The sequence below is a fragment of the Alteromonas sp. 14N.309.X.WAT.G.H12 genome (genome assembly GCF_036697315.1).
In the GTDB taxonomy this organism is placed as follows: domain Bacteria; phylum Pseudomonadota; class Gammaproteobacteria; order Enterobacterales; family Alteromonadaceae; genus Alteromonas.
The window spans coordinates 100,080-121,815 of sequence record NZ_JBAHZB010000001.1 but is presented as its reverse complement, the minus strand read 5'-3'; the positions used below and the strand labels follow the sequence as shown (position 1 = coordinate 121,815).

Here is a 21,736-nt window from a genome sequence, read left to right as displayed (position 1 = left end):
AATGGCAGTGCCTCTCATACTCATTATCGAGATATTCCATCCTCACCCTGCACTTTACATTAGTTTTTTGTTACTCAGCGCATCTTTGTTTATTCGAGTAAAAGGAATCATATTGACGTCAGGTTTTGCACAAAATTAATACGTTTCTCGGGCATGTGAATGATACGTCTTAATCACCAAACAGCAAAACGGCAGAAAAAAGCTTTATTTTATTCACTTTTTTAAAAACCTATAAACCAAACAAAAATGACACTATTTTGTAAATTGAATAGGGGCTGCAACCAGGTGGTCGAATTATTTTATCATATAAATAATTTATTTTTGCACCATCAAAAAAAATATCTCTTTTTTTTCTCGGTCTTTTCTGGTAATAAACCCATCTCAGATTGGGAAATTACGGAGAATGTGAAATGAAAAGAGCACAACCTTTAACTCTCGGTGAAAAACACTTTCCCTCACTGACTGCAGCGGCACAACATTTCAATATGTCCGTAAGTACGGTTAGCCGTCGGCACAGTAAGGGGGAATCTTACGCTGAAATATTTGGCGTTCAAGATCCGATGGGAACAAAAGGGAAAGCTCAAGGAAGAGCAAAGAGCATTAAAGTTGGAGAAACTGTCTTTAGCAGTATCGCCGCGTTCGCTCGTCATTACAACATGGATCCCGCAAAAGTCAGGGTAAGACTACACAATGGGGACACCCCAGAAGAGATCCTTGCCTCGGCCGAACAACACGCACCAACGGTTTATAAAATCGATGGACAGACGTTCTCGTCAGTAAAAGCGTTGGCAAGGCACTACAAAATGAACCCTAAAAAGGTTCAGGAAAATTTAGATAAAGGCCTATCGATTGCGCAAGCGGTCGGGATCTCCTTTGTCCCGCATACGCAATCCAGCAACACCATGAGCATGGTGATTGACAACAATGCCTACTTTAGCCTTGACGAGATCATCAATGCGTTCAACCTGGACAAACGTAAGCTAATAAACCTTATTGCCGAACAGCATACGTTCCAAGACGCCGTCGACATCCTTCGAAAGTCAGATGAAACCCAGGCTTCCGCAGTCGATGAAGAACAAGAACCTTTTGAACTCAAACAACAAGCCACGAAAAAGAAAGGCTCTCGGACGCCTGTCGAGGCAACAGCAGCTCGCAGTCAACCGATAACCTGCGATGGGAAAGTCTACCCATCGCAGCGAGAATTAGCTCGGTCCTTTGGGGTAAGTCCCCACGCGTTACGCTATGCACTTAAAAGTGGAAAGACGCCAGAAGAGGCCGTGGGACTCGTCGCGCCCTCACCTGCCGCACGTAAAAACAATCACCATAACGCAAAGCCTATTCATTATCAGGGGGTTGAGTACGGCTCAATCCGCGAGTTTGCTGATACATTCAATGTGCCTGTAGCAAGCGTAAGGTATCGCCTCAGTAAAGGTGAAAATGTTGATGACATCCTTACCTCGCATACCCAAAAAGTAAAACCGAAATTAAAGGACAAAGTCGACGTCGTTCCTGGTGCCGGCCCCCAATCCGTTTTTTATCGAGGTAAAGAATATCGCTCCATCCGCGCATTTGCTCGACAATTCGATTGCGATGCTGCGCAGGTACGGTATCGTCTTAAAAAAGGCTGGACACCGGGGCAAGCCATTGGCCGTGAGGAAGCCCCAAAGAAAGCTAAGAGTTCTAACGACAATATGGTCAACATCACGCAGATGATGCCCGTAACGGTCAAAAACACCGTCTACCACACAGCCAAAGCACTCGCCGAAGGATTTGGGTTAAAACCCTCTGTTGTTGCTGGTCGCCTACGGAATGGTTGGTCTCCAGAAGCCGCTGTTGAACTCATCCCTCACCGAGTCGGGAAATCCAGCGCTTTCTTGCGCGTTGCCAATAAAACGTTCAATAATGCGCGTGAACTTGCCGAAGCCTACAATGCGCCTTACCGGACGGTCCAGTACCGTCTGAGTCAAGGTGCATCTGCGCCTGAAGCGGTTGGTCTAAAAGAATGGAAAGGTAAGCCTCATCGTGGACAACCTGTCCACTTCAAAGGGGTTGAATATGCCAGCAAAAAAGAGATCGCCGAAGCCTTTGGTGTCGACTACAACAAATTTTTAAGCAGGACAGCCCGTGGATGGTCTGTAGAAAAAGCGCTTGATAACCCGAGCCTCGAACTCGACACTGTAGAGAACGCAGAGGCGACAGAAAAGGAAAGACAAAAAACTGCGACTAAAAAAGCGAAGGGCGCAACAATGAAAAAGGCTCCTGCGGTTTCTCGTAAACCCAAGAAGGCGAAGCTCGCTGACAGTAAACCTCAAAAAGGGGGGAGTGTTCGATTGGATAGCCCTATCTCTATGGGCCGGCTTAAGTTTGAAAATGTGATTGACTTCTCCGATAAGCTTGGACTGGATCCTCACTTGGTCGCCAACAGGTTGGCCGCTAACTGGACGCCAGAACAAATTGCTGGACTTAAACCTGCTCCCTGAGCCACCCCGACACAAACAAGCGTGTTGACGCTTGTTTGTGTTATCGCCTTACTGGTCGTCTTTAAGTTCCTTTTCACCGTGGATACGCAGGTATATTTCCTCGCGATGGACGGCCACGTCCCTTGGTGCATTAACACCAATACGGATTTGATTTCCTTTTACGCCTAACACGGTTACCGTAACATCGTCACCAATTATTAAAGTTTCACCCACTCTCCTGGTTAGGATCAACATAAATCTTATCTCCTTGTTCTACTCTTAACTTGAAAATCGCCACTGCACTCATCACAAATGTCCTAGCGTTACCTACTCATTATACGTTTAAAACGTCAAATTTCGATGGCAAAGTTAATTTTGTATCCCTGTGATATAATGCTCATTCAGAGTCGAATCAAAAAGAGCTTTATTTTTATAATGAAAACACACGGCATTACGCGTATAGAGAACCATCATAAGAAAGCCTTTTGCGAAGCCATTAATGGAAACTTTGCCTGGTTTTATGATGAATTTAACAATGGCTTTCGAGAAACAATTTGTAGCGCCGGGAAACAACCTGAAAACTGCTTCCCAACGCTAAGGGAGGCCCAAAAGTACGCGCACATCGCTTTTATCGAACAAGCCCGATGTGACATTAAAAACAACCAGCCCCTCCTTAACTCATGGTTAGGTATCTACCGCTTATATATCACGCGCAATATTGGTTCGAAAAAACAAAAAGAGGCCATCGAAAGCTTCCTTTCATCGCTTGCAAAGAGACAGCTTGATGCTTCGTTGTCTATAGACGAATTTTTAGAGACCAGGTCAATCGACCCTGTCCCAGCGATTGTTAAGACATCCCCCCTACTCCATCTTGGCGATGAACTCTTTCGGGTTAACGCTCGCCAATTGTTTTCACTCAAGAAGCTTATGATCGAGAAACTGACTATTACAGCGTGCGACATCATTAATAACGAAGGCTTTTCTCACGCGGATGGCGCGGATTTCCTTACCAATTACACTTGTGATACCGGGTTTACTTTCTCAACACAAGACGGGGTTAACGAGGATGTCGTTCTGTTAAAAAGAGACGAAATGCTATTTCGGAATGAAGACGTGCTTCGGCAGTATATAGAAGAGGTGAGGCTGGCGTTTACGGTAGAGGTTAAAAACGGTGATTGGGGGGCTTTAAATGCTTGGACGGTAAATCAGTCCGTCGGGTAAATGTGCTTGCACCGTGTGGGAGTTAACCGTACAAGGGATGCTGTCTATTACGTTAACTGTCGCATTAAGACTATCTTCCGCATACGTTTTTGCCATAAACGTCTTTCCTGATGTGAAATCATAACCTAGAACGGTAAAGGGGTAGCCCTCTTCTGTGGGAAGTGTTGATTTGTGTCCATGATCAATCAATATATGCGTGTACATCAACAATTCTTGCTCCGTAAAAACATCTCCATCTAAAACTTTCCGTGTTATTTCAGCAAACACAGAGTCTTCGAGCGAAGCCGTACTAAGGGCCATTAAAAACCTCTACATTCTCTTTTCATCACACAAGCATCATGTAATTTCGTTCATACATAGATTTTATCATAAAAAAGGACTTTTCAGATTATGCTTGAAATTAACTTTAAAAACATCGTTTTTGTTGGATTCTATGCGGCATTCTGAATAACAATTACGAATAAACTTTAACTGCCGTGACATGTTCGTAGGAAGCTCAGAGAGATGTTTGGCTGGAATAAAGGAGCTGCTTTTCGTCTTCGATCTTGTAAAGTCATAGTCGGCAGGGAGGAATATCATGCATTTTAAGTTCCCCCATAACAAAATACTTCGAGAAGTACCATACCTTTGTATGAGTTAATATACGTAAAACGCAACTTAAACCTCACTTCGCCGAAGTAAGTGACGTGACATCTGCAGATCCTTTTGGAATAAATACAATATCAACCCGCCGGTTCTCCGTGGCTTCATCACCATATATCTTTATGGCTTTAGGGCGATTTTCACCCCAAGCTTGTCCCCATGTATCCTTTTTGTCGACATTGTGATTAAGAATTAAATATTCTCTCACCCTTTTTAAACGCATGATACTTAAATCATGATTATAATTGGCGTCACCAATGAGAGATGTGTGCGCATGCAATTGAATGTGAAAGTGGGAAATGTCTTTAATGCTACCGACAACATTATCCATCAACTGTTTTGCCTCAGCATCGAGATGTGATGAGTTGTGGTTAAAGTAGACACTCATGATCGACGCGTTCGCTGGGAGTGTCTCCTCGGTGCGGGCATCTGTCAAGTAAACATCCACTCCACCTTGGAGTGGCCACAACTCATCTAACCTATATTTTGGTGCATCGCGCAAAGGCATGAGCTTAACGCAAATATCCCACCGGGTTTGTCGCCCTTCACCAACCGCAGTCTCCCCTCGCTCCGCACTATGCAAAGGCGCGCCGTCGCACTCGCTGGAAAGGTACATTTTTACGGCGTAACTCCGGCCGTCATTCAAGGATATGTTAGCAAAGGGGGACAATGAGCTTTTTAAACGGTATGGACGAGCATTGGGCTCACAATTAACGGTCATCTCTCCAGAGATTTGATCAGGGCCTGTCCTGTGCGTTAAAACGGCCGTACGGTCAAAAGTGCACCCCTGGACTGAGGGCTCCAAGCCCAACTGTATACGATTCGCCTCAACCGAGTCTCCCGCGTAAGCATTACTCGCCAGACTTAAAATCATCAAATGTACTAGATTCAACATTATTTTCAAAGCCAACTCCTTTTTGCTTTACGAAAATTGTATATCAATTATACCTTTTTTTACAAAGAGTAAAAAATAAACATCACCACCCGCGAAATTGTGGGAGAGGAAGAAAGTTGATTCCCTTTTCAGGAAGTGTAGGCAAAGGGAAAAGCGATGCCTCGCTGTCATCGATAATGAAGCAAAGTGCGCAGAAAGCGATTAAAGCAATCGGCAAGTTTGCGAGCAATACACGAACGCCTTATATAATCAATTTGAGCTTTAATGTTCCACAAAATAATGTAATAATACTAGCGAAAAAACAAGAATTGACGAGGAGCGGTATGAAAAACAACTATGTTAGCGTTTGGGGGCTCGATGGGGCATCAAAAACTACCAGCATCCAACATGTAGCTTCGGTATTTGAAAAGAATGGCTACCCAACAACCATTACGAGGAAACCAGGCGGAACCCCTTTGGCGGAAGAGGTTCGGAATCTACACAAAAGGACGTGGGACGAGCGTGTCACACCGTTTTCTGAATTAATGCTCATGATGACCACGTTCAATCAACTCTCAGAAAACGTCATAGTACCCAGTCTGAATAAAGGAAATTCAGTTATTGAGGATCGTGGGTGGGGATGCACGTTTGCCTATCAAATCTTCGAAAGGCAACCCGAACTTGAGTCGACGTTCTTTTCTTTGATTGCCGGTGCGTACCAGCACGTTCTCCCCGAAAAAATACTCTTTTTGGACGTTGAGCCAGAAGAAGGGCTTCGCCGTTCCTCCCGCCGAGGCGCACTTGATCGTCTGGAGCAACAACACATCGACTTCTTTTATCGCGCACGGCGAGGGTACCAAGAGTTAGCGCGGCGCTTCCCGGACCAAATCCATACTGTCGATGCAAACGAAGATGTGGAGTCTGTACAAAAAAGCGTGACGGCGTGGGCAAACTCCGTGATAAAATAACAACACAAGAAAGCATGGACGCTTCTGCAGCCAAACAAGGATTGTTAATATGCTACAACCCACCTATTTTTATGTGATTGCATCACACCACACCCTCGATTGGGATGACCCAGAGCCTCCCGCACCGCGGTTAAATCCGAAGTCATGATCAACAACACATTGAGACAGCGAACCAGTCAACTGCTTCCAGCAGCAAGTCCAGGACACGTTACCGTTCTTGACGGTTGGCGCGGATGCGCAGTTGGGTTTGTACTTATCAGTCACTTTTTTAATATCAAGGCGCTTTCTCTCGGCTCCCTCGGCGTTAACTTCTTTTTCGCACTGTCTGGACTGTTGATGGCCAACATCCTTTTTGTAAAACGTGTTCCACTGCTTGCCTTTTACCAGCACCGACTCGCACGGGTTTTTCCGGTCTTTTTAGTGTTCGTTACGGGCCTTTATAGTATCGGGGGTCTATTACATTCTCAGGAAAGTACCCACTACCTTGCAACCATCACCTTTTTGCGTAGCTATATCGGCGATGTCGGTATTTGGCAAGCTGACCTTCCTATTGGCCACCTTTGGTCTTTAAACGTCGAAGAGCATGCCTATCTTTTGCTCGGAGGCTTGGCGCTGTTCGTACGTAGTCGTCGTTTTGCCGGATTGCTCCTTATCACGATAGGTGCGCTGAGCATTGCCACGTCGTTGTATTACCAGCTTCACGAGTCTCAATACCTTTTATTACACCCATCACTGCATCAACGAACAGAGGCTAACCTTGCCTGTCTCATGTTCGCCGGCGGGTACGGTCTAAACAAAGTCTCTTTGAAGAGCCGCTTTCACTTCCTACCTATACTTACACTGATTTGTGGGATCTTATGCTATTCGGATTTCGCCCCATGGCATGCACCGATAACCTTGTCGCCCTGCTTCTTTGCTTTTTCTGTCGTCCACCTTAACGAAACTTCTCTTTGGGCGAAAAATATCTTTAACTTCCCCCCTTTACGACTGCTCGGATTGTGGTCTTTTTCCCTATACCTCTGGCAACAGCCCTTTTACCACATCGTCATTGATATGGAGTTTAATCTGGTCTATTCCATCGCAGGATTACTGCTTTCTTTTTGTGTTGGAGTGTTGTCGTTTTATTACCTTGAACGTCCATTACGACGAGTCATCAACAATATTGACATCAAAAGGCATTTTTTTCGGTAATCACACACCACATTGTTTTATTTGCAAAGCACAATTACAGTTAAAACTTTGTTATTTTGCTGGGTTTTCGTTTCCATGGCGTTTTGTAAAGCTATGAAGCACTTGATATCCCGTTAATTTTTTTTATATTAAAAATACAGTTGTGATAAAATGCTTTCACGTATGGTATTTGTAAATTTAGTGTAACCGTAGTTAGGCAAGCTTCTTGATAAGCTTTGATGGAGACATTGTGACCCATATTAAAATAGTCTGCGATGCCTCTTACGATCATAATTTATGGTTCTCAGGTTATGCTGGCATTATAAATATAAAAAAAACACCGGCTGATTCGAGCAAAGGACTCCCCGTCGATACCCAAACTTTCACCTACCAAGGGGTTGCGGCCGAACAATCCAAAAGCCAAGAAGGGGAAACCCTTGCCGTCCTTGCTGGACTCCGCCAGTTGGCCCAGCGACAACGACGGGAAAGTGGCGAAACATACATTGGTTGTACTATTGACATCTATACAGACTGTCAAGGTAGCCGCGACCGTTTTTATAACTTCACCCCCAGACCCCCCCTCAATCGAAATGATGCTGAATATTATTACATTAAAGAGGTTTACGATCTTATTGCGAAATATGACTGGCGGGTCAAAATACATCACGTTGATGCGCACATTCCGGATCTTCATGCCAATGTCATTCAGAAACTCAACAATAAAGTCGATGAAAGAGCGAATAATGCCCGCACCAAAGCAATCAAAATGATGCTTAATCCGCACGAGCATGGCGAGGTCAGTAATCGCGTAGCCGTACTGGTACCGAAAGACCCCATCAACATCAATGAACGAAACGCGTGGAGCCGCCTCGCCTACCACTTGGCTGAAAAAGGAAAAAAGATACATTTTTACACGGATGGTGACCATGAGAACCACCCTTTCCTTCTTGCGTTAGAAGACTTTTCGTTGATGCACCGAGAGGAGCTCTCGGCTATAGTCAAAATCTGTAATTACACCCCCGACTTCTTAAGTGATCCCCTCAACAAACGTGAGTTGACGATCATTCGCCACCATATGAAAATGCGGAACTTTGATACCAGCGTTGAGTTTACCAATTCTGAAGTGCACCTTCGGGCTGCGTTGGCCAGCCGGATCATTTTTGGGGATCCGACACCGTCAATTGTGCATTCTAATTTCTCTGGCAGAAAACATTCAGCGGTTGACGCTGTCTACGATTTAATGGATGTCCTCAAACCGGACGAGCATCGATTCCCAAACAGTGTGCAAGGCTGGCTCCACACCTTTCTCACCTATGTAAACATTCCCTTAGAAGAAGGGCTTCGAGCTGCGTTTAAACGAGAGCGACTAAAAGCGGTGGTCAGCCCCGAAACGACCTTCTCTACCAGAGAGGAAGCGAAGACACCGGTTGGTCCCAAAGGAAGTACTGACTATATTCCCTATGCCGATGAAGAGTTACTGAGTGCTTTCTTAGAGATTTACGAAACTAACATCCCTGCGTTGAAGAATCGGGAACTCACATACAATCAATTGGCCAGGATCTTTTTGCTCGAATACAGAGAGCACGGTCATACGTTTCCGACATACGCTGAAGCATCTATTGAACGGTTTGTTTATGCCGCCCCAAAAAAAGACCCAAAGAAATTTGTGAATCGGGTACTTAAACAAATCCGGAAGCTATCACCCAAACCTAACGACCCCTCGCCGGAGGCAATGATGCCTCGCAGGCAAACGCCGGTAAAAAAAAAACCGCTGTTCCGCAAGTCTTAATTTCGTTTTCGCCTCAACTCAGGTTCTTTCATACGTAAATTCGTTGCCGGTTCTCGATCAGGCAGTGCATATGTGTTCGCCATCCCTGGAGCTCTCTCCCAAAGCGTAAATTCCGGTTCCACCATCCCCGTTCGAATAGCTCGTCTTGTATGGACATCATTCTGCGGACTGTTAATCAAGAGCTTGGCAATTGGCTTTGTTAACGGACGTCCAAACACCGGGACGCCGGCATCTTCCACCTTCGTTATCAATTGTTCACGAGTCAGGCCGACTCCCTCATATTCTTCGAGCACATCTCGGACGTGTTCAATTAACGTATCGAATACGCTTTGTTCCATGGGGTAACGTCGCTGTTCAATAACATCAACCTCAATTTTATGCGTCGCAAACACGACACAAAACGAGTACTCTGTTTTCTGTCCATCTTCATCAAGGTTCACATTCGCGTAGGTGATTTGGTTTACCGATTCCTCGCTCAACTCTCTGATCATCACTTCGTGAAAAAGGCCATTCCACGATTCCATTCCTAACCCTGTATTGTTGACAGCGATTGAGAAGTAGATCTGAACCATCATTTCCCACACGTTGTCGGACTTACTCATTGCGTAATCAACAACGCCCTCGGGGAAACCAAACTCTTCCCTTAAGTGCGACAGTGGAACGGACGCTTGAGTCATAGAAATAACCTCATCTCGCCAATGATCAGCGTCTTCAAAATTACTCGGGATCCCTTCGCATAAATCTAAAGACGGGTATTTCTCTCTAAGGGCCGCGAATTGGTGATCAATGTCATCCTGCGACACCGCCCCCTCCCACAAGGAGTAAATGGCTTCAATGTCATTTTCCAACTCAGACTCATCAACACCTTGTTCCTTGCTTAGCGCATCCCAAAATGCTCCAACGGCATTAACCCAATCACTAACATCAACATTTTCTAACGGGATTTCATTGGCGGGATGTAAACGTTGTTCAGTATACGCGTCTTCTGTATCAAGAGAGAAACCAATCACCGAACCTTCCCCCTCATGACCGCAATAACCTTTAATTTTGTTGTATAGGTCGAGGGACACCTCAGTCATAGGGAAGGCATACACCCCTGGACCATAGGAATCATACCCATTGTTAATATGGCTAATTTCCTGCGGTTTGTTGGGGTCAAGGCGGTAATTAAATAACTTAAATCCAAACATTTCTGGGTATGCTGGCAGAGCATTGCTCCCATGCAATAATTTTAACTTACTCATTCTTTTAACTTAGTGAGGGTAGATTTCTCTTATCATATCACGGAACACTGAATATACCAGAACTTTATAAACAAAAATGTTGTTATCTACCATCAAAAATGTCATTATTATGCTATGATTTATAGAATGATTAATCTGGAACTTTTCTTTGGTGTAAGAGATGCGCCTTATTAGAAACTGTCTCCAAACTATTACTTTTAAAGCTTTTATTGATGCGCGCCAGAAATAATAAAATCGAGAATGATATGCAAAAAAACCAAACAAAAGAATTAAAGAACCTTTCTTATGACGAAGAGCGAGCACTTCTTCGTTTAGCAAAAAAGAAAGACCCGGCAGCAACGGAACGGCTAACGCTCGCTTTTAAGACCCTTGTGAACAACATCGCCGACGCTATGTACGGTTACCAACTCCCAAGAGAAGACTTAGTGTCCGAGGGCAATATTGGACTACTCAAAGCGATTCACGCCTTTGACTTATCACGGGAAACCCGGTTCTCCTCTCTGGCCTACCATTATATTCGTTCCGAAATGCAAGAATTCATCGTAAAGAATTTCAGTTTAGTAAAGTGCACAACAACAAAAAGCAAACGCAAACTCTTTTTCTCTGTGCGTAGTCGCTATACTGCGCTTTCAAATGCACACCCTAAATGGAGCCGGAGTCAGATTGTTCAGCAGATCTCCGCGGATATGACAATCCCCGTTGATGAGGTCATCGAAATGGCATTTTATATGCTTGGTGCCGACGATGTGTATGATGAGATCTATGACGAACACGGAACTAACGCAGGCGTGGCTGCACTCTTTTCGCAGAAAAAAAATGCAACCTCGGACTATCACCAACCAGAAAAATCCCTGGTCCTCTCCCAGGAGAACGACGCCGCAAATCAGCTTATCAACAAGCTCCCTGCACTTTTGAATAAAAAAGAACTCGACATTTTCACGTCCCGTCAATTACGCGATAAGGAGGACGCTCTCACTCTCAAAACGCTTGCAGAACGTTACTCCATCTCCAAAGAGCGCGTACGGCAAATAGAGAGTAAAGCAAGAAGGATCTTGGCTGACTCAGTCTGCTCAGCTCACTAAGTTAACCAATACACTAAACCAGTTCCAACAAGGATGAATGGATCGTGGAAATTATTTCGTTAGACAAGTTCAAAGAAACGACCCCACCTTTCGATATTGGGCTAGACACGCAACATCACCACCTCGTTATGTATTCTTCAACCGGGGAATTGCTGGGGGCCATGCGCTACTTGCCGGTGAAAAAAAACGAGGGACACGCCCGGGTCATCAACGCGGTCACAAGAGAAAGCGGGAAGGGATTGGGAAAACTTATGTACTTCGCTTTGCTGGCGAGCTTCAATGAAATGTCACTCACACTCTCGCCTGATCCTAACAGTGTAAAAGGCTACGCTTCGCTTATTTGGAAACATTTATGGTCATCACCATCCATTTTGAAATCACCCCTACCTTGGGAAGCGCAGCGAGACAATTACAACGTGGGAGATGCGGATCTATTGACGGTGAGTAACCCTAACATCCCGTTGCGTTTGATGAAGAAAATTATCAAACAAGATCCTCAACACATTCGCGAACTAGTCCTAACAAAACAACTACAACCACACCCTTACAATTATGCTTACTCATTGAGTTGTGAACATCCCCTTGGCACCTCACTACTCAACATCATCGAGCACCGTCGCGTGAGCTTTGAGGAAATTTACGCACATGATCAACTCTGGGAACGACGTTATTTAGCGTTTCGTGAGCCCTATAAAAAACAATTCAGGTGATACTATAAACGTATCAAGAGAAATAACGTCAATTTGAGGTCAACATGTCAACTCCCATCATCAACCATCAGACTATCCGCAACGTTGCTGGTACATTATATAAAGCCAGAACGAACTCCTTGGATCTTATCCAGAAGAGTGCCAACGACCTTACCCGTGCATTAACTCACGGGGCGGATTTAGATAGCGTGTCGGAACTTGAAGCGTTAGACATGCTGTATGGGGCGCTACTGGACGCTAATATCAACTCTGTCATCCAACGATACCCCGATAACACAGAATACATTGACGAGGCCCAAAAATATCGTCTGGAGGCCGGAAATGTCGACATCAAGCGTGATGCTATCATCCTCCAGTCTCCTGACAGTTTGATTTTTTTCATCCGGCAGATGGACCGTATTCGACAAGGGTTGGAGGGGGCAATCTATGATGCGTTATCGCCCACAATGGACACACTAGAACAAAACCTAGCTATCTCTTTAGGGATGCGGAACTTCCCGCTTTACAACACGCAAGCCCAACCAAGTATCGCTGATATTGTTGATAAAATACAAAAACTATCAACCCATGGTGATTACCTCTATGGGGCTGACCGTGGATTTTCGAATATCACGAGGCAATTAGAACTTGTCGCTCTTTCTCCCGGTATCCCCTATAGCCAGGATCTGTTGGTGGGACTCCTTGAACAAGCTTACGAAAGCAAGCCAATGACGCTTCCTGTTGGGACCCAACCTTTTACCACCGGTCAGGTTTCCCAATATGCTAACCCTAACTATCGCATATCGTCCGATATTCCAATTCCGTCACAGAGCGATGCTGACCAAATCAGTCGCGCAATGATCTTCCTTGCTCACCGGTTTGATGTAGTGTCCACTATAGATACCGATGGGAAGCCTGTAGATGACGCCACCAAAAATAATATTCAGTCAAGGTTAATGGCCATGGCCGTTCAGCATACGATCAGAAGTAACACACTTAGATTTAGTGAGTTTGAGGGGGCAGATGAACTGACGTACAGCGATGCTTTAAAACATAAAAAAGCAAAAAACACACCCTCAAACGCGGTGTTTTTAGTTTCCATTGATGAGACGCATGACTGGATCTCAGCGACGCAAGCAGCAACAGATCCCCGCCTCTCCAAAAATGCGCAAGAAATTAAAGAGACGTTAAATACAAACAAAGGCAAAGTCATGATGGTTGCTAATGAGGACAACCTTATTGCACTCAAAGACCGCTTCCCCGCTCTTTCGGTTAAGGAGTTTAACGTTTCTCTTACCGAGATGCAGCAAATTAAGCAATACAGCCACACGGGAACCCCCCTAAGCGCCAGCGAAGTGCTGATGCGTCACGCGATACAGTCAGCACACGAAAACCTCGGCTTAGACATCCTCCCTGAGATGGGAAAAGGACCCATCACCACCGCCATGGTAAAAGAGCTCCAAACGGTCATCCCTGGCACTGACGACGTATTTGCGGAGGCAGTCAAAAATGCTGTCTCACGGAACTATCCCTCTTACTCAGGGCTTACCCCGCAATTTATTGTTGATGACATCTTAAGAGAACTCCCCAAACCGTACCGGGATAATATTCGCACTCCAGGTTACCCTCGCGAGATAAATCCAGAGCTGTCGGTTACCCGTGAACGGGAGCATTGCAATCTGCCCTTAAGCACCCCATCATTACGACGATAAGAGCAATACTTCAGATCGGGAAGGATGTCGTCTTGGCAATGACGATCAACAATAAAAAATGAAATTATAAGGAAACGGAATGAACGCGAAAAGCAGTAAAGCCATCACGTCAATTGGGAAAAGTATCGCTAACATAAATAAACAACTGGAGGCACTTAAAGAAGAGTATCCTGACGCAATGATGTATGTTGAAGATGGTACGCAATACAATGTCATGTCAGGACGACCGCACGTTGATGTCGGGTTAAGTCTCCCTGAAAGGAGGCCGGACCGAATTCTTGCTACGTTTTATGTTAATCACTCAGAATGCGGGGCCTGGTAACAATATTGCTTTAATGCCTGATCTTCTCGGCGAAATGGCTAATTTTCAGCTTGAAAGTCAGTTTCCATTTATTTCGGCGGCAACAGCTCAGTCGATTCGTTCTTTTTGCAGTCATTCTTCCTGTAACCTTCACACACTGACTCAGTTCCATAGAAGTAAACGCCGTGAGTCCGCCGCACCTTCCGTTTTGTTGTTGTCGATTTCACCGGCACCACATAGGATTTATTACTAAGAACGCCCCGCAACTTCGCCACACTGTATCCCAGCGGGGTAATGGCAAATTTGTCAACGGACAACCACGTTATCAGGCCCTTTTGCTCAAGGCTTTCCTGCACCTCTTTGGAGTGAGCGCAATCAAAACAGTGCTCGTAAACCGAAAGCGCAGCCTCTTCTCGCTGTGTTATCGATGCGGCTATATCAGCCACTTTTATACGGAAATTTCGCCGATTTTTATACTGTTTAGTGAGAAAGTAACCTGCGGGAAACATCAGTGCAGCAATAACTGGGGCGATCATTTATTCATCCTTGAATTACATGTTGGCGTCCATTGATACTATCACATAAAAAATAAATATTTGCGCACCGGCGATGTTTAAGATGCAAAAAGTGAACATTGATATCACATCGTAAATGTGCAAAGATCCGGTAGAGGCGCGTGTTGGTAAATCATAGTTCTCCTGTGTGTGTGAAGCCAGTCAGTTCATCATGAAGCCAGTACGCACCTCACCTCCCATCCCATGCAGCGCTTCCTCTGTCAAAACTTCTTGATGCGTGCTCAACAAAACAGTTAAGCGTGATATTATTTAATAAACACGAAACCCCAGCATTTAAAAGGACTTAACTAATCATGCAAAGCCCTCACCCTGAACAACAGTATCTGCATATGCTGCAACTGATCCTCGACACAGGAAGCGAACGCAGTGATCGCACGGGTGTTGGCACGAAGGCGATCTTCGGCCATTCGATGCGTTTTAATCTCTCTGACGGGTTCCCGGTATTTACAACCAAGCGTGTTTTTTGGAAAACCGCATTTAAAGAAATGCTGTGGATGCTTTCTGGAGGAACTAATGTGCGTGAGCTAATCGCGCAAAACGTCCATATATGGAGTGATTGGCCTTATAAAAAATTTATTGATGCTCAAGCCGTCGGCAGTCCTGACAAATTACTTTCAATAAACGCCTTTGAACAGCGGATCTTAGAAGACCAGGCATTTGCTGATAAATGGGGGGATTTAGGACCTGTCTATGGGAAGCAATGGCGTCGTTGGAAAACCTCCGATGGTCGCGAAATCGATCAGGTCTCGCAAGTCATCGAAAGCCTGAAAAAGGATCCCGCGTCACGCCGGATCCTCTTTGATGGATGGAATGTCGGGGAACTCAACGAAATGGCCTTGCCCCCTTGCCATAAGCATTATCAATTTTTTGTTGACGGGACAACGAACAGGCTCAGCGGGGCCATGGTACAAAGAAGCGTGGACTCTTATCTTGGTTGCGCTTTCAATATCGCTAACCTCGCCTTTTTAACCACGCTATTGGCTCACCAGACAGGGTACGAGCCGGGGGAGATAGTGTGGTTTGGTATGGATGTCCATTTATACCTAAATCATGTTGAGCAGGCCCAAAAGCAACTGGCGCGAACGCCAAAACCGTTTCCTAAATTACTGATTAAACGCAAACCTGAATCGCTTTTTGACTACACCATTGATGATTTCGAGATGGTTGGGTACGACCCTCACCCCGCAATAAGCGCGCCGGTGGCTGTCTAACACGGTAGCAAAAACGGAGCTTTTAGCTTCGCAAGGAGGTGAGTTATTCAAAAGTTATCCACAAAATCGGTGAGTAAGTCTGTGGATAAAATCAACATTGGAGATATGTATGAGAAAATCAACCGCATACTTTTTGTTAACAGGTTTAATTATCGCCTTTAACACAAACGCAGTCATGCTGCCCTCAGCGGATGAGCTTGATAAAGCAATAAACGACTGCGAAACCCTGCTTATTGAAAACACCAACCTGACTTCGGAGAAGTTAAATCCGAGTTCAAAATACCACCCCTCACTGACGCTCGGTAATGAGCTTAACACTGACGGGGATTTACCCCTAACCATCCGGTACAATCGGATCACCGACATATACTGCCACGGGCACCTAGACAACATGGGACGCGTATTCATTGACGCCACGCCCTACCAAAAAGCCCAGCCTTACAACTCAATATCAACAGAGCATTAGGCAGTACAACAATTCTACTTGCGTTTCACTGGCTAGTACTTTATACTAATAACACCTAGTAAATGTGCGAGAAAAAGCCATGCAAGATGTTACAATTAACTTATCAGAACTTTTCATTGCGCGTGTAGCAGGTAAACAGCACAACATTTCCGTTAGTCATATTGATACCCTGCGGTTTGTCAATATGCTATCGGATGGCGTTGAAGGTACCGTCCTACGTACCGTTGCTCAGCATATACCCAAATTGGTATTGTCTGTTTCCCTCGGCAGTGATATCACTAACTTGTCCAAGCTTTACCGACGAAAAAAACTTACCCCCAAGCAAACGGAGAGTTTAGAAGATCTCACCGCACTCTGGGAAGATTTACGTGCTCTTTTTGATAATGATGATGAGCTTATCCATGAGTGGATACAAGCGCCTCTCCCTGCTTTTGAGGGCGGGTGCGCGATGGATATCATGGGTTCGAGTTTCGGCAGGAAAAGGATTCGAGAAGTGTTGGAAGAAATGAAGTATGGCGAGTTCGCTTAATGATCCTCTTTAGAACAATCCATAAGGACTACTTTTCAACGTGGTTTGATTACCGAAACTCGAAAAGTTTTAAACATGGCGCTCGGTGGAATCTCCCCAATATCCCAGCGACATACACATCAAGCAATGCGCAAAACGCCATGTTAGAGTGCGCTAATTATACGCCATCACCTAAAGCCGCTAACAGACTTTATCGGCTGTGTGTGTTTGAGGTTCCAGAACTAAGGCTTAAAAACATCGAACCGACTGATTTACCTGATAAGTGGTTCCAAAAGTCGAGCCAGACCCAAACCCAGGAATTGGGAAGCAAGTACCTTCTCAATCCCGACTACGAGGGCATTGTTGTCCCATCCGTTACCATAAACCATGGTATTGCCACCCACCCTATCAACGCTATACGTCACTCTGTTTGGGCGAATGTCGTTATTAACCTTGATACCATAGGTATCGACAGGATCAAATTAATTGAGGTTTGTGAACCCCTTTTCTCAACACGCATGTTCGGTGCTTAACAATAGACCGCTTTGTTTGGCAACTGGTGAAAGGTTTTACAGAAAATCGACAAGACGACAGGCATTCCCATCGTTCTAGCAAGCCTTGGTTCCATCATCACGTAAGCATGACGACGCCCCTTCGACATTGCCAAGGATGCCCCCATCAAGTAAAGGCCCGCCGGTACCAGCTTTCTTGCCCTCCGTCCATTGGATGCGTTTGAACTGCCAACATCCTGGCCCTTTTTATGGCCAACCTCAACCGCGACCACGGGCGAGAAAAAACTCAAACAACGACGAGGGATCATTCGAATCGATATTGGCGATAGGTAACTGGGCTGAATTACTAATAGAGTTGCACAGGATACAAAAAGGTTCCTCTCGATGCGTTCAATAAAAAAATGACGTAAAACCATTTAACTTTTTAACGCCTCAGATCTCTAACATGCTGTATACGAGTGTATAAATCAACTCTCTCACCCCTCCGCCTTAATAAAACAATGACAAAAAAATAATATAACCAACATTTTCCTTTACTAGGGAATCATTTTGATTATAATAAAACAGTGGACATAAAACTGAAGCGGCACGTATGCGTTACAAACACATTTTCCCGTACACAAACAGACGCCTAAGTATGGCGGCAGTGAAAACAAAACATGACGACAGACGAAACCCGTTATGGCTAGCAAAGATTGCCTTGGCTAACGTCAAAGAAGGAGACTGTCTTACTTTCCCTGCGGGTTTTTTGAGAGTGAAAGACGTGACTGAAGACCGCGTCGTGTTCATGTTAACCAAGAATGATGGTGAACTCATCCCTATCACCCTAACCAAAGATGAGGTTGAAGAACACAATGTAACGCAATCATTCGCCGCAATCATCGAAAGTGTCGGCCCCGATTTCGAAAGTGACATCACCCCCATTATTGAACGCGACCCCGTTATTTACAGGTTGCGAACAAAAGAGGGATGGATCGCTAACGACAAGCTCTGTTTGCTGACAGGAAACACCCAATACACGTCCATCCCAACAAACAAGGCTGAACCGGATGACAATGACGCGGAATCGACGTCATCGTCCGTATCATCCGATGCCTACCAACAATCCAGTTTTAATTTCTAAGCTAAACCTACACAACGTTCAAAATAATCTTAAGGAGAAGCCTTTGCTTACGCTAAAACAGTTAGAAAACATGTGTCACTTACAAAACCAAATGAATTTGCTGGTAAATCGAGATTGGGTCAACGCTAATTATGATTGGCTACGGGCCGCAGCTAATGAGTTTTTTGAACTGTATGACCATGTTGGCCAATGGAAATGGTGGCGCAAAATGTCCGTTAACGAAACCCAAGGGCAAATCGAACTTGTCGACGTCTTCCACTTTTTACTTAGTCACACGATTCAGGCGGAAAATGGCGATGTTAAGCAGGCTGCTAAAACAATGCATACCAACCTGCAAATCGACACCAATACGGTAACGTTCGATAGAAAAACCTACCACATCGACTCAATGACATTCCTCGAACAACTAGACCTTACGGTCGCGCTACATGCCGTTAAGCGCACTTCCTACCCTCTTCTTAAACGCCTCTTTGACTACTGTAATTTGTCGCCAGAGCGCCTTTATTATTGGTACATCTCAAAAAATGTATTAAACACCTTTCGAAAAAATCATGGATACGACACCGGGACTTACATTAAGTCATGGCCCACTGGCCACGATAACGAAACGGCTGAAGACAACGTTTTTTTAGAAGATATTGCCAATGGGCTGGATATCACGGACCCCGAATTCCCAACGAAGCTATATAAAGCGCTTGAGTCAACATACCATAGCTTTTACACTCAATAGGTATCCCCTATCAAAACCGTGAATTAACAGCCCCCCTAAAATAGAAGGAACGGAGACCCCACTCATGACCATGGATGGGGTCGCAAAAAACTATGGAAATACATCGAAAAAAAACTCGACGCACCGTAATGCAGACCAAGGTATGTATTGTCATTATGGTCGTGGCATTCACCATGACACTGCTTAACTTTTTAAACTATGATGGTGCGAACCCCTACGTACAGGTTGGCCTACTTTTTGTAGATTCGTATCTCCTCATCGCCGCAATCCTTTTTTTAAAAGCGTTTAAAAGGCAAGACAAAACGATTGCAAAAAAAAGGACAGAGACTTAATCCCACCTTTTTATCGGTTTAACAAACCGCATTGCTCGCCATTTCTTGCTCACATTTGGCAATCACCTGCACATCGTTAAGGTGAGAAATAAAGGGGGTCGGGGCGGCAAAACCAAACAGTCGGGACTCTGTTAATTCGGTTTCTCTAGGACCGTAAAAGAGAATAGTTGGCAAACCAATGACCCCCAAGGCCTCCTGTATATTAACGTTCTCATCACTCGACGCTGTCAGGTCAACCCGAATCAAATGAAATCGAGACATCACATCACGCACCGCATCTTGAGAAAACGTCCGAGCTTCAAATTCTAGACACGCTTGGCACCATTGCGCATACAAATCAAGCATAACAGGCTTCCCCTCTGTGCTTGCCTGTGCCACTTCCGCTTTAATCTCCGCCAACGTGGTTACATCTTTAAAAAGACCAGGCTGCACCTTTTCTCCACTCACAGCCGAGGCATTTTCTGCCTCAAGCTTCCCTGACGTAATGCGCGCGCCACTGGTGGTCGAGTCGAGTATCATTGATGCCGCCAAGTGAACTGCAAGCAAGATCCCAGCTAAGCCCGCAAATAGCGCAATAAACCTAAATTGACTGGGTGGCGCATCATAACTTTTCTTCACGACATAGGCACTAAACGCATACGCAAAGGAAACAAGCATGACGTCTAAAAATAGAGATGAAACCACCCGTTGTGCAAAATAAATCGCAACCCCAAGTAGCACAAACCCCATGAGTTCTTTAACGACATTCATCCATACCCCTCGGTTAGGTAAAAAACGGCTGCCTGAGAGGGCAAAGGTAATGAGGACTACGCCCATACCGATACTCAACAAGTAAAGTGACAGGAAACCGTCCAACACGTCTCCTGTTTGTGCGATATACATGAGTACACCTGCCAAGGGGGCGGTGGTACAGGGGGACGCGACCAGCCCTGACAAGGCCCCCATCACAAACGCACGCAACAACGACCCACCCGCTTGTTTTGGGTTCACTTCGTGGATCACGGTTTGGTACCGCGCGGGTAACTGGATGGTATAAAAACCAAATTGGCTACCCGCCAAAATAACGAAAAAGATCGCGACCGTGCCTATCAGATAAGGCTCTTGCAATGCTTGCTGAAATTGCAAACCCAGCAACGCAACAGCAACACCTGCCGCCGCATAAACAAAGGCCATCCCCTGTACATAAGCCATGGAAAGCTTGAAAACTTGGAACGCGGAACGCTTTTCTTTACCCACAACCACAGATGCCAATATCGGGTACATGGGGTAAACACATGGCGTCAACGCCAAGCCAATTCCCACAATCAAAAACATAAACTTCGCCATCCCGGCGTAGACGGGACCAACATCCGAATTAAATTCTAACGTTGACGCGGGAGACTTACTCACTTTAGGCGGCAACTGTTCTACGTGATCGAGGGTATCGATGGACGAAGCGTCTTTACGGGCTATCTTATCTAAAACATCTTCCTCGGCAACCAAGGAGGCATATTGAGGCTCAGAAACCACCGGGTCAGCAACAAAAGCGACTTCCCCGTTTTCACTGGACCCCACCTTATCCAATAAAACCATGGTACTTCTTGGCGGGTAACAAAAGGTAGGCGAGCATCCTTGGTAAGCAACGGCAAGACTGCTACCGTAACTGGATTGTAGAATGGGTACCACAAGCTCAAACTCGTCCGAGTACACCGGAACCGGCCCATAAAAAGGGTCGTCAATAACCTCAGACGGAGGCCATTTCACCTTCCCGAATTTCGCGTTTTTTGAATTGAATTTCAATTTGTCTTTGTAGAGGTGGTACCCCTTTGGCATCGTAAAACGCAGCGTTAACTCATCGCCGTCTTGACTAAAACCAAAAACGAAAGCCTGCTCTACCGGTAACGGTGGCTTTTTCACACGAGACATAGGGTCGCGGTTCATTTCATTTACGAGATCATCAAAAGACTGAGCTGACAACGGCATACTAATCATCGTTATAAAGACGAACACCGTAAATTCCACTATTCTTGTATACTTCATTTGAAACATCCATGTTGTTTTCGTGCCGGCGTCTCCCGGCTTTTAAACGTACGACCCGACGATGAGCGTCGGGCCATTTACGACAAAGGAATCGCGTTCGCGCATCAAG

20 protein-coding genes are annotated in these 21,736 nt (G+C 45.3%); 15 read left to right on the top strand and 5 right to left on the bottom strand.

The features are described from left to right. The first annotated feature begins 410 nt into the window (after positions 1–410). Positions 411–2,480, top strand: coding sequence for a hypothetical protein (locus tag V5298_RS00580; RefSeq protein WP_332929509.1), 2,070 nt, complete (start codon positions 411–413; stop codon positions 2,478–2,480). A gap of 48 nt (positions 2,481–2,528) precedes the next feature. Here the strand turns inward: V5298_RS00580 and csrA are convergent, their stop codons facing one another. Beyond that, entirely contained in the window at positions 2,529–2,714 is a 186-nt protein-coding gene (gene csrA / locus V5298_RS00575) for a carbon storage regulator CsrA (RefSeq protein WP_332929508.1), read from the bottom strand. A gap of 180 nt (positions 2,715–2,894) precedes the next feature. Here csrA and V5298_RS00570 point away from each other — a divergent pair, with 180 nt between their 5' ends. Next, positions 2,895–3,680 (top strand): hypothetical protein, encoded by a 786-nt coding sequence (locus tag V5298_RS00570; RefSeq protein ID WP_332929507.1) that lies wholly within the window; start codon positions 2,895–2,897, stop codon positions 3,678–3,680. A gap of 664 nt (positions 3,681–4,344) precedes the next feature. Here V5298_RS00570 and V5298_RS00565 read toward each other — a convergent pair. Next, the gene (locus V5298_RS00565) at positions 4,345–5,217 is read right to left on the bottom strand and encodes an OmpA family protein (protein ID WP_332929683.1); all 873 of its coding nucleotides are present in this window, start codon (positions 5,215–5,217) and stop codon (positions 4,345–4,347) included. Between the two features lie 116 nt (positions 5,218–5,333). Between V5298_RS00565 and tmk the strand changes: the two genes are divergently transcribed. From tmk to V5298_RS00550, 3 genes are all read left to right on the top strand, one after another. Then, positions 5,334–6,164: a dTMP kinase gene (gene tmk / locus V5298_RS00560; RefSeq protein WP_332929506.1), complete on the top strand. Its 831-nt coding sequence runs from the start codon at positions 5,334–5,336 to the stop codon at positions 6,162–6,164. Positions 6,165–6,308: 144 nt separating this feature from the next. Beyond that, positions 6,309–7,355 (top strand): acyltransferase, encoded by a 1,047-nt coding sequence (locus V5298_RS00555; protein ID WP_332929505.1) that lies wholly within the window; start codon positions 6,309–6,311, stop codon positions 7,353–7,355. A gap of 229 nt (positions 7,356–7,584) precedes the next feature. Further along, complete coding sequence (locus tag V5298_RS00550) at positions 7,585–9,123, top strand: hypothetical protein (protein WP_332929504.1); 1,539 nt, start codon at positions 7,585–7,587, stop codon at positions 9,121–9,123. Here the strand turns inward: V5298_RS00550 and V5298_RS00545 are convergent. Further along, positions 9,120–10,367: a hypothetical protein gene (locus V5298_RS00545; RefSeq protein ID WP_332929503.1), complete on the bottom strand. Its 1,248-nt coding sequence runs from the start codon at positions 10,365–10,367 to the stop codon at positions 9,120–9,122. The genes V5298_RS00550 and V5298_RS00545 overlap by 4 nt on opposite strands. 212 nt (positions 10,368–10,579) lie before the next feature. Between V5298_RS00545 and V5298_RS00540 the strand changes: the two genes are divergently transcribed. From V5298_RS00540 to V5298_RS00525, 4 genes are all read left to right on the top strand, one after another. Next, positions 10,580–11,449, top strand: a complete 870-nt coding sequence (locus V5298_RS00540; RefSeq protein WP_332929502.1) for a sigma-70 family RNA polymerase sigma factor — start codon at positions 10,580–10,582, stop codon at positions 11,447–11,449. Between the two features lie 44 nt (positions 11,450–11,493). Further along, positions 11,494–12,159 carry a hypothetical protein gene (locus V5298_RS00535; RefSeq protein WP_332929501.1) on the top strand — a complete coding sequence of 222 codons (666 nt, stop codon included), beginning with the start codon at positions 11,494–11,496 and terminating at the stop codon, positions 12,157–12,159. Positions 12,160–12,203: 44 nt separating this feature from the next. Beyond that, positions 12,204–13,850: a hypothetical protein gene (locus V5298_RS00530; RefSeq protein WP_332929500.1), complete on the top strand. Its 1,647-nt coding sequence runs from the start codon at positions 12,204–12,206 to the stop codon at positions 13,848–13,850. Positions 13,851–13,929: 79 nt separating this feature from the next. Next, complete coding sequence (locus V5298_RS00525; protein WP_332929499.1) at positions 13,930–14,172, top strand: hypothetical protein; 243 nt, start codon at positions 13,930–13,932, stop codon at positions 14,170–14,172. Positions 14,173–14,240: 68 nt separating this feature from the next. On the opposite strand, the gene V5298_RS00520 is transcribed toward V5298_RS00525, so the two are convergent. Then, positions 14,241–14,687 (bottom strand): hypothetical protein, encoded by a 447-nt coding sequence (locus tag V5298_RS00520; RefSeq protein ID WP_332929498.1) that lies wholly within the window; start codon positions 14,685–14,687, stop codon positions 14,241–14,243. A gap of 332 nt (positions 14,688–15,019) precedes the next feature. On the opposite strand from V5298_RS00520, the gene thyA reads away from it, so the two are divergent. The 6 genes from thyA (at position 15,020) to V5298_RS00490 (ending at position 19,276) form a co-directional block, all read left to right on the top strand. After that, positions 15,020–15,937 carry a thymidylate synthase gene (thyA, locus tag V5298_RS00515; protein WP_332929497.1) on the top strand — a complete coding sequence of 306 codons (918 nt, stop codon included), beginning with the start codon at positions 15,020–15,022 and terminating at the stop codon, positions 15,935–15,937. A gap of 109 nt (positions 15,938–16,046) precedes the next feature. Beyond that, positions 16,047–16,403, top strand: a complete 357-nt coding sequence (locus tag V5298_RS00510) for a hypothetical protein (protein ID WP_332929496.1) — start codon at positions 16,047–16,049, stop codon at positions 16,401–16,403. Positions 16,404–16,482: 79 nt separating this feature from the next. Continuing rightward, the gene (locus V5298_RS00505) at positions 16,483–16,932 is read left to right on the top strand and encodes an MbcA/ParS/Xre antitoxin family protein (protein WP_332929495.1); all 450 of its coding nucleotides are present in this window, start codon (positions 16,483–16,485) and stop codon (positions 16,930–16,932) included. Continuing rightward, positions 16,932–17,444, top strand: a complete 513-nt coding sequence (locus tag V5298_RS00500) for an RES family NAD+ phosphorylase (RefSeq protein WP_332929494.1) — start codon at positions 16,932–16,934, stop codon at positions 17,442–17,444. Before V5298_RS00505 ends, V5298_RS00500 begins: the two co-directional genes overlap by 1 nt. 625 nt (positions 17,445–18,069) lie before the next feature. Then, complete coding sequence (locus V5298_RS00495; protein WP_332929493.1) at positions 18,070–18,546, top strand: hypothetical protein; 477 nt, start codon at positions 18,070–18,072, stop codon at positions 18,544–18,546. Between the two features lie 43 nt (positions 18,547–18,589). After that, entirely contained in the window at positions 18,590–19,276 is a 687-nt protein-coding gene (locus V5298_RS00490; protein WP_332929492.1) for a dUTPase, read from the top strand. A gap of 350 nt (positions 19,277–19,626) precedes the next feature. Here V5298_RS00490 and dsbD read toward each other — a convergent pair whose 3' ends face one another. Then, complete coding sequence (gene dsbD, locus V5298_RS00485; RefSeq protein ID WP_332929491.1) at positions 19,627–21,627, bottom strand: protein-disulfide reductase DsbD; 2,001 nt, start codon at positions 21,625–21,627, stop codon at positions 19,627–19,629. Positions 21,628–21,736 lie beyond the last annotated feature (109 nt).

Bases quoted from the DNA above. Each gene is read 5' to 3' on its own strand.
- V5298_RS00545 (WP_332929503.1), bottom strand. From the start codon at position 10,367: ATGAGTAAGTTAAAATTATTGCATGGGAGCAATGCTCTGCCAGCATAC.
- thyA (WP_332929497.1), top strand. From the start codon at position 15,020: ATGCAAAGCCCTCACCCTGAACAACAGTATCTGCATATGCTGCAACTG.
- V5298_RS00525 (WP_332929499.1), top strand. From the start codon at position 13,930: ATGAACGCGAAAAGCAGTAAAGCCATCACGTCAATTGGGAAAAGTATC.
- V5298_RS00505 (WP_332929495.1), top strand. From the start codon at position 16,483: ATGCAAGATGTTACAATTAACTTATCAGAACTTTTCATTGCGCGTGTA.
- V5298_RS00500 (WP_332929494.1), top strand. From the start codon at position 16,932: ATGATCCTCTTTAGAACAATCCATAAGGACTACTTTTCAACGTGGTTT.
- V5298_RS00570 (WP_332929507.1), top strand. From the start codon at position 2,895: ATGAAAACACACGGCATTACGCGTATAGAGAACCATCATAAGAAAGCC.
- csrA (WP_332929508.1), bottom strand. From the start codon at position 2,714: ATGTTGATCCTAACCAGGAGAGTGGGTGAAACTTTAATAATTGGTGAC.
- V5298_RS00540 (WP_332929502.1), top strand. From the start codon at position 10,580: ATGCGCGCCAGAAATAATAAAATCGAGAATGATATGCAAAAAAACCAA.
- V5298_RS00510 (WP_332929496.1), top strand. From the start codon at position 16,047: ATGAGAAAATCAACCGCATACTTTTTGTTAACAGGTTTAATTATCGCC.
- V5298_RS00580 (WP_332929509.1), top strand. From the start codon at position 411: ATGAAAAGAGCACAACCTTTAACTCTCGGTGAAAAACACTTTCCCTCA.
- V5298_RS00520 (WP_332929498.1), bottom strand. From the start codon at position 14,687: ATGATCGCCCCAGTTATTGCTGCACTGATGTTTCCCGCAGGTTACTTT.
- V5298_RS00565 (WP_332929683.1), bottom strand. From the start codon at position 5,217: ATGTTGAATCTAGTACATTTGATGATTTTAAGTCTGGCGAGTAATGCT.
- V5298_RS00555 (WP_332929505.1), top strand. From the start codon at position 6,309: ATGATCAACAACACATTGAGACAGCGAACCAGTCAACTGCTTCCAGCA.
- dsbD (WP_332929491.1), bottom strand. From the start codon at position 21,627: ATGAAGTATACAAGAATAGTGGAATTTACGGTGTTCGTCTTTATAACG.
- V5298_RS00530 (WP_332929500.1), top strand. From the start codon at position 12,204: ATGTCAACTCCCATCATCAACCATCAGACTATCCGCAACGTTGCTGGT.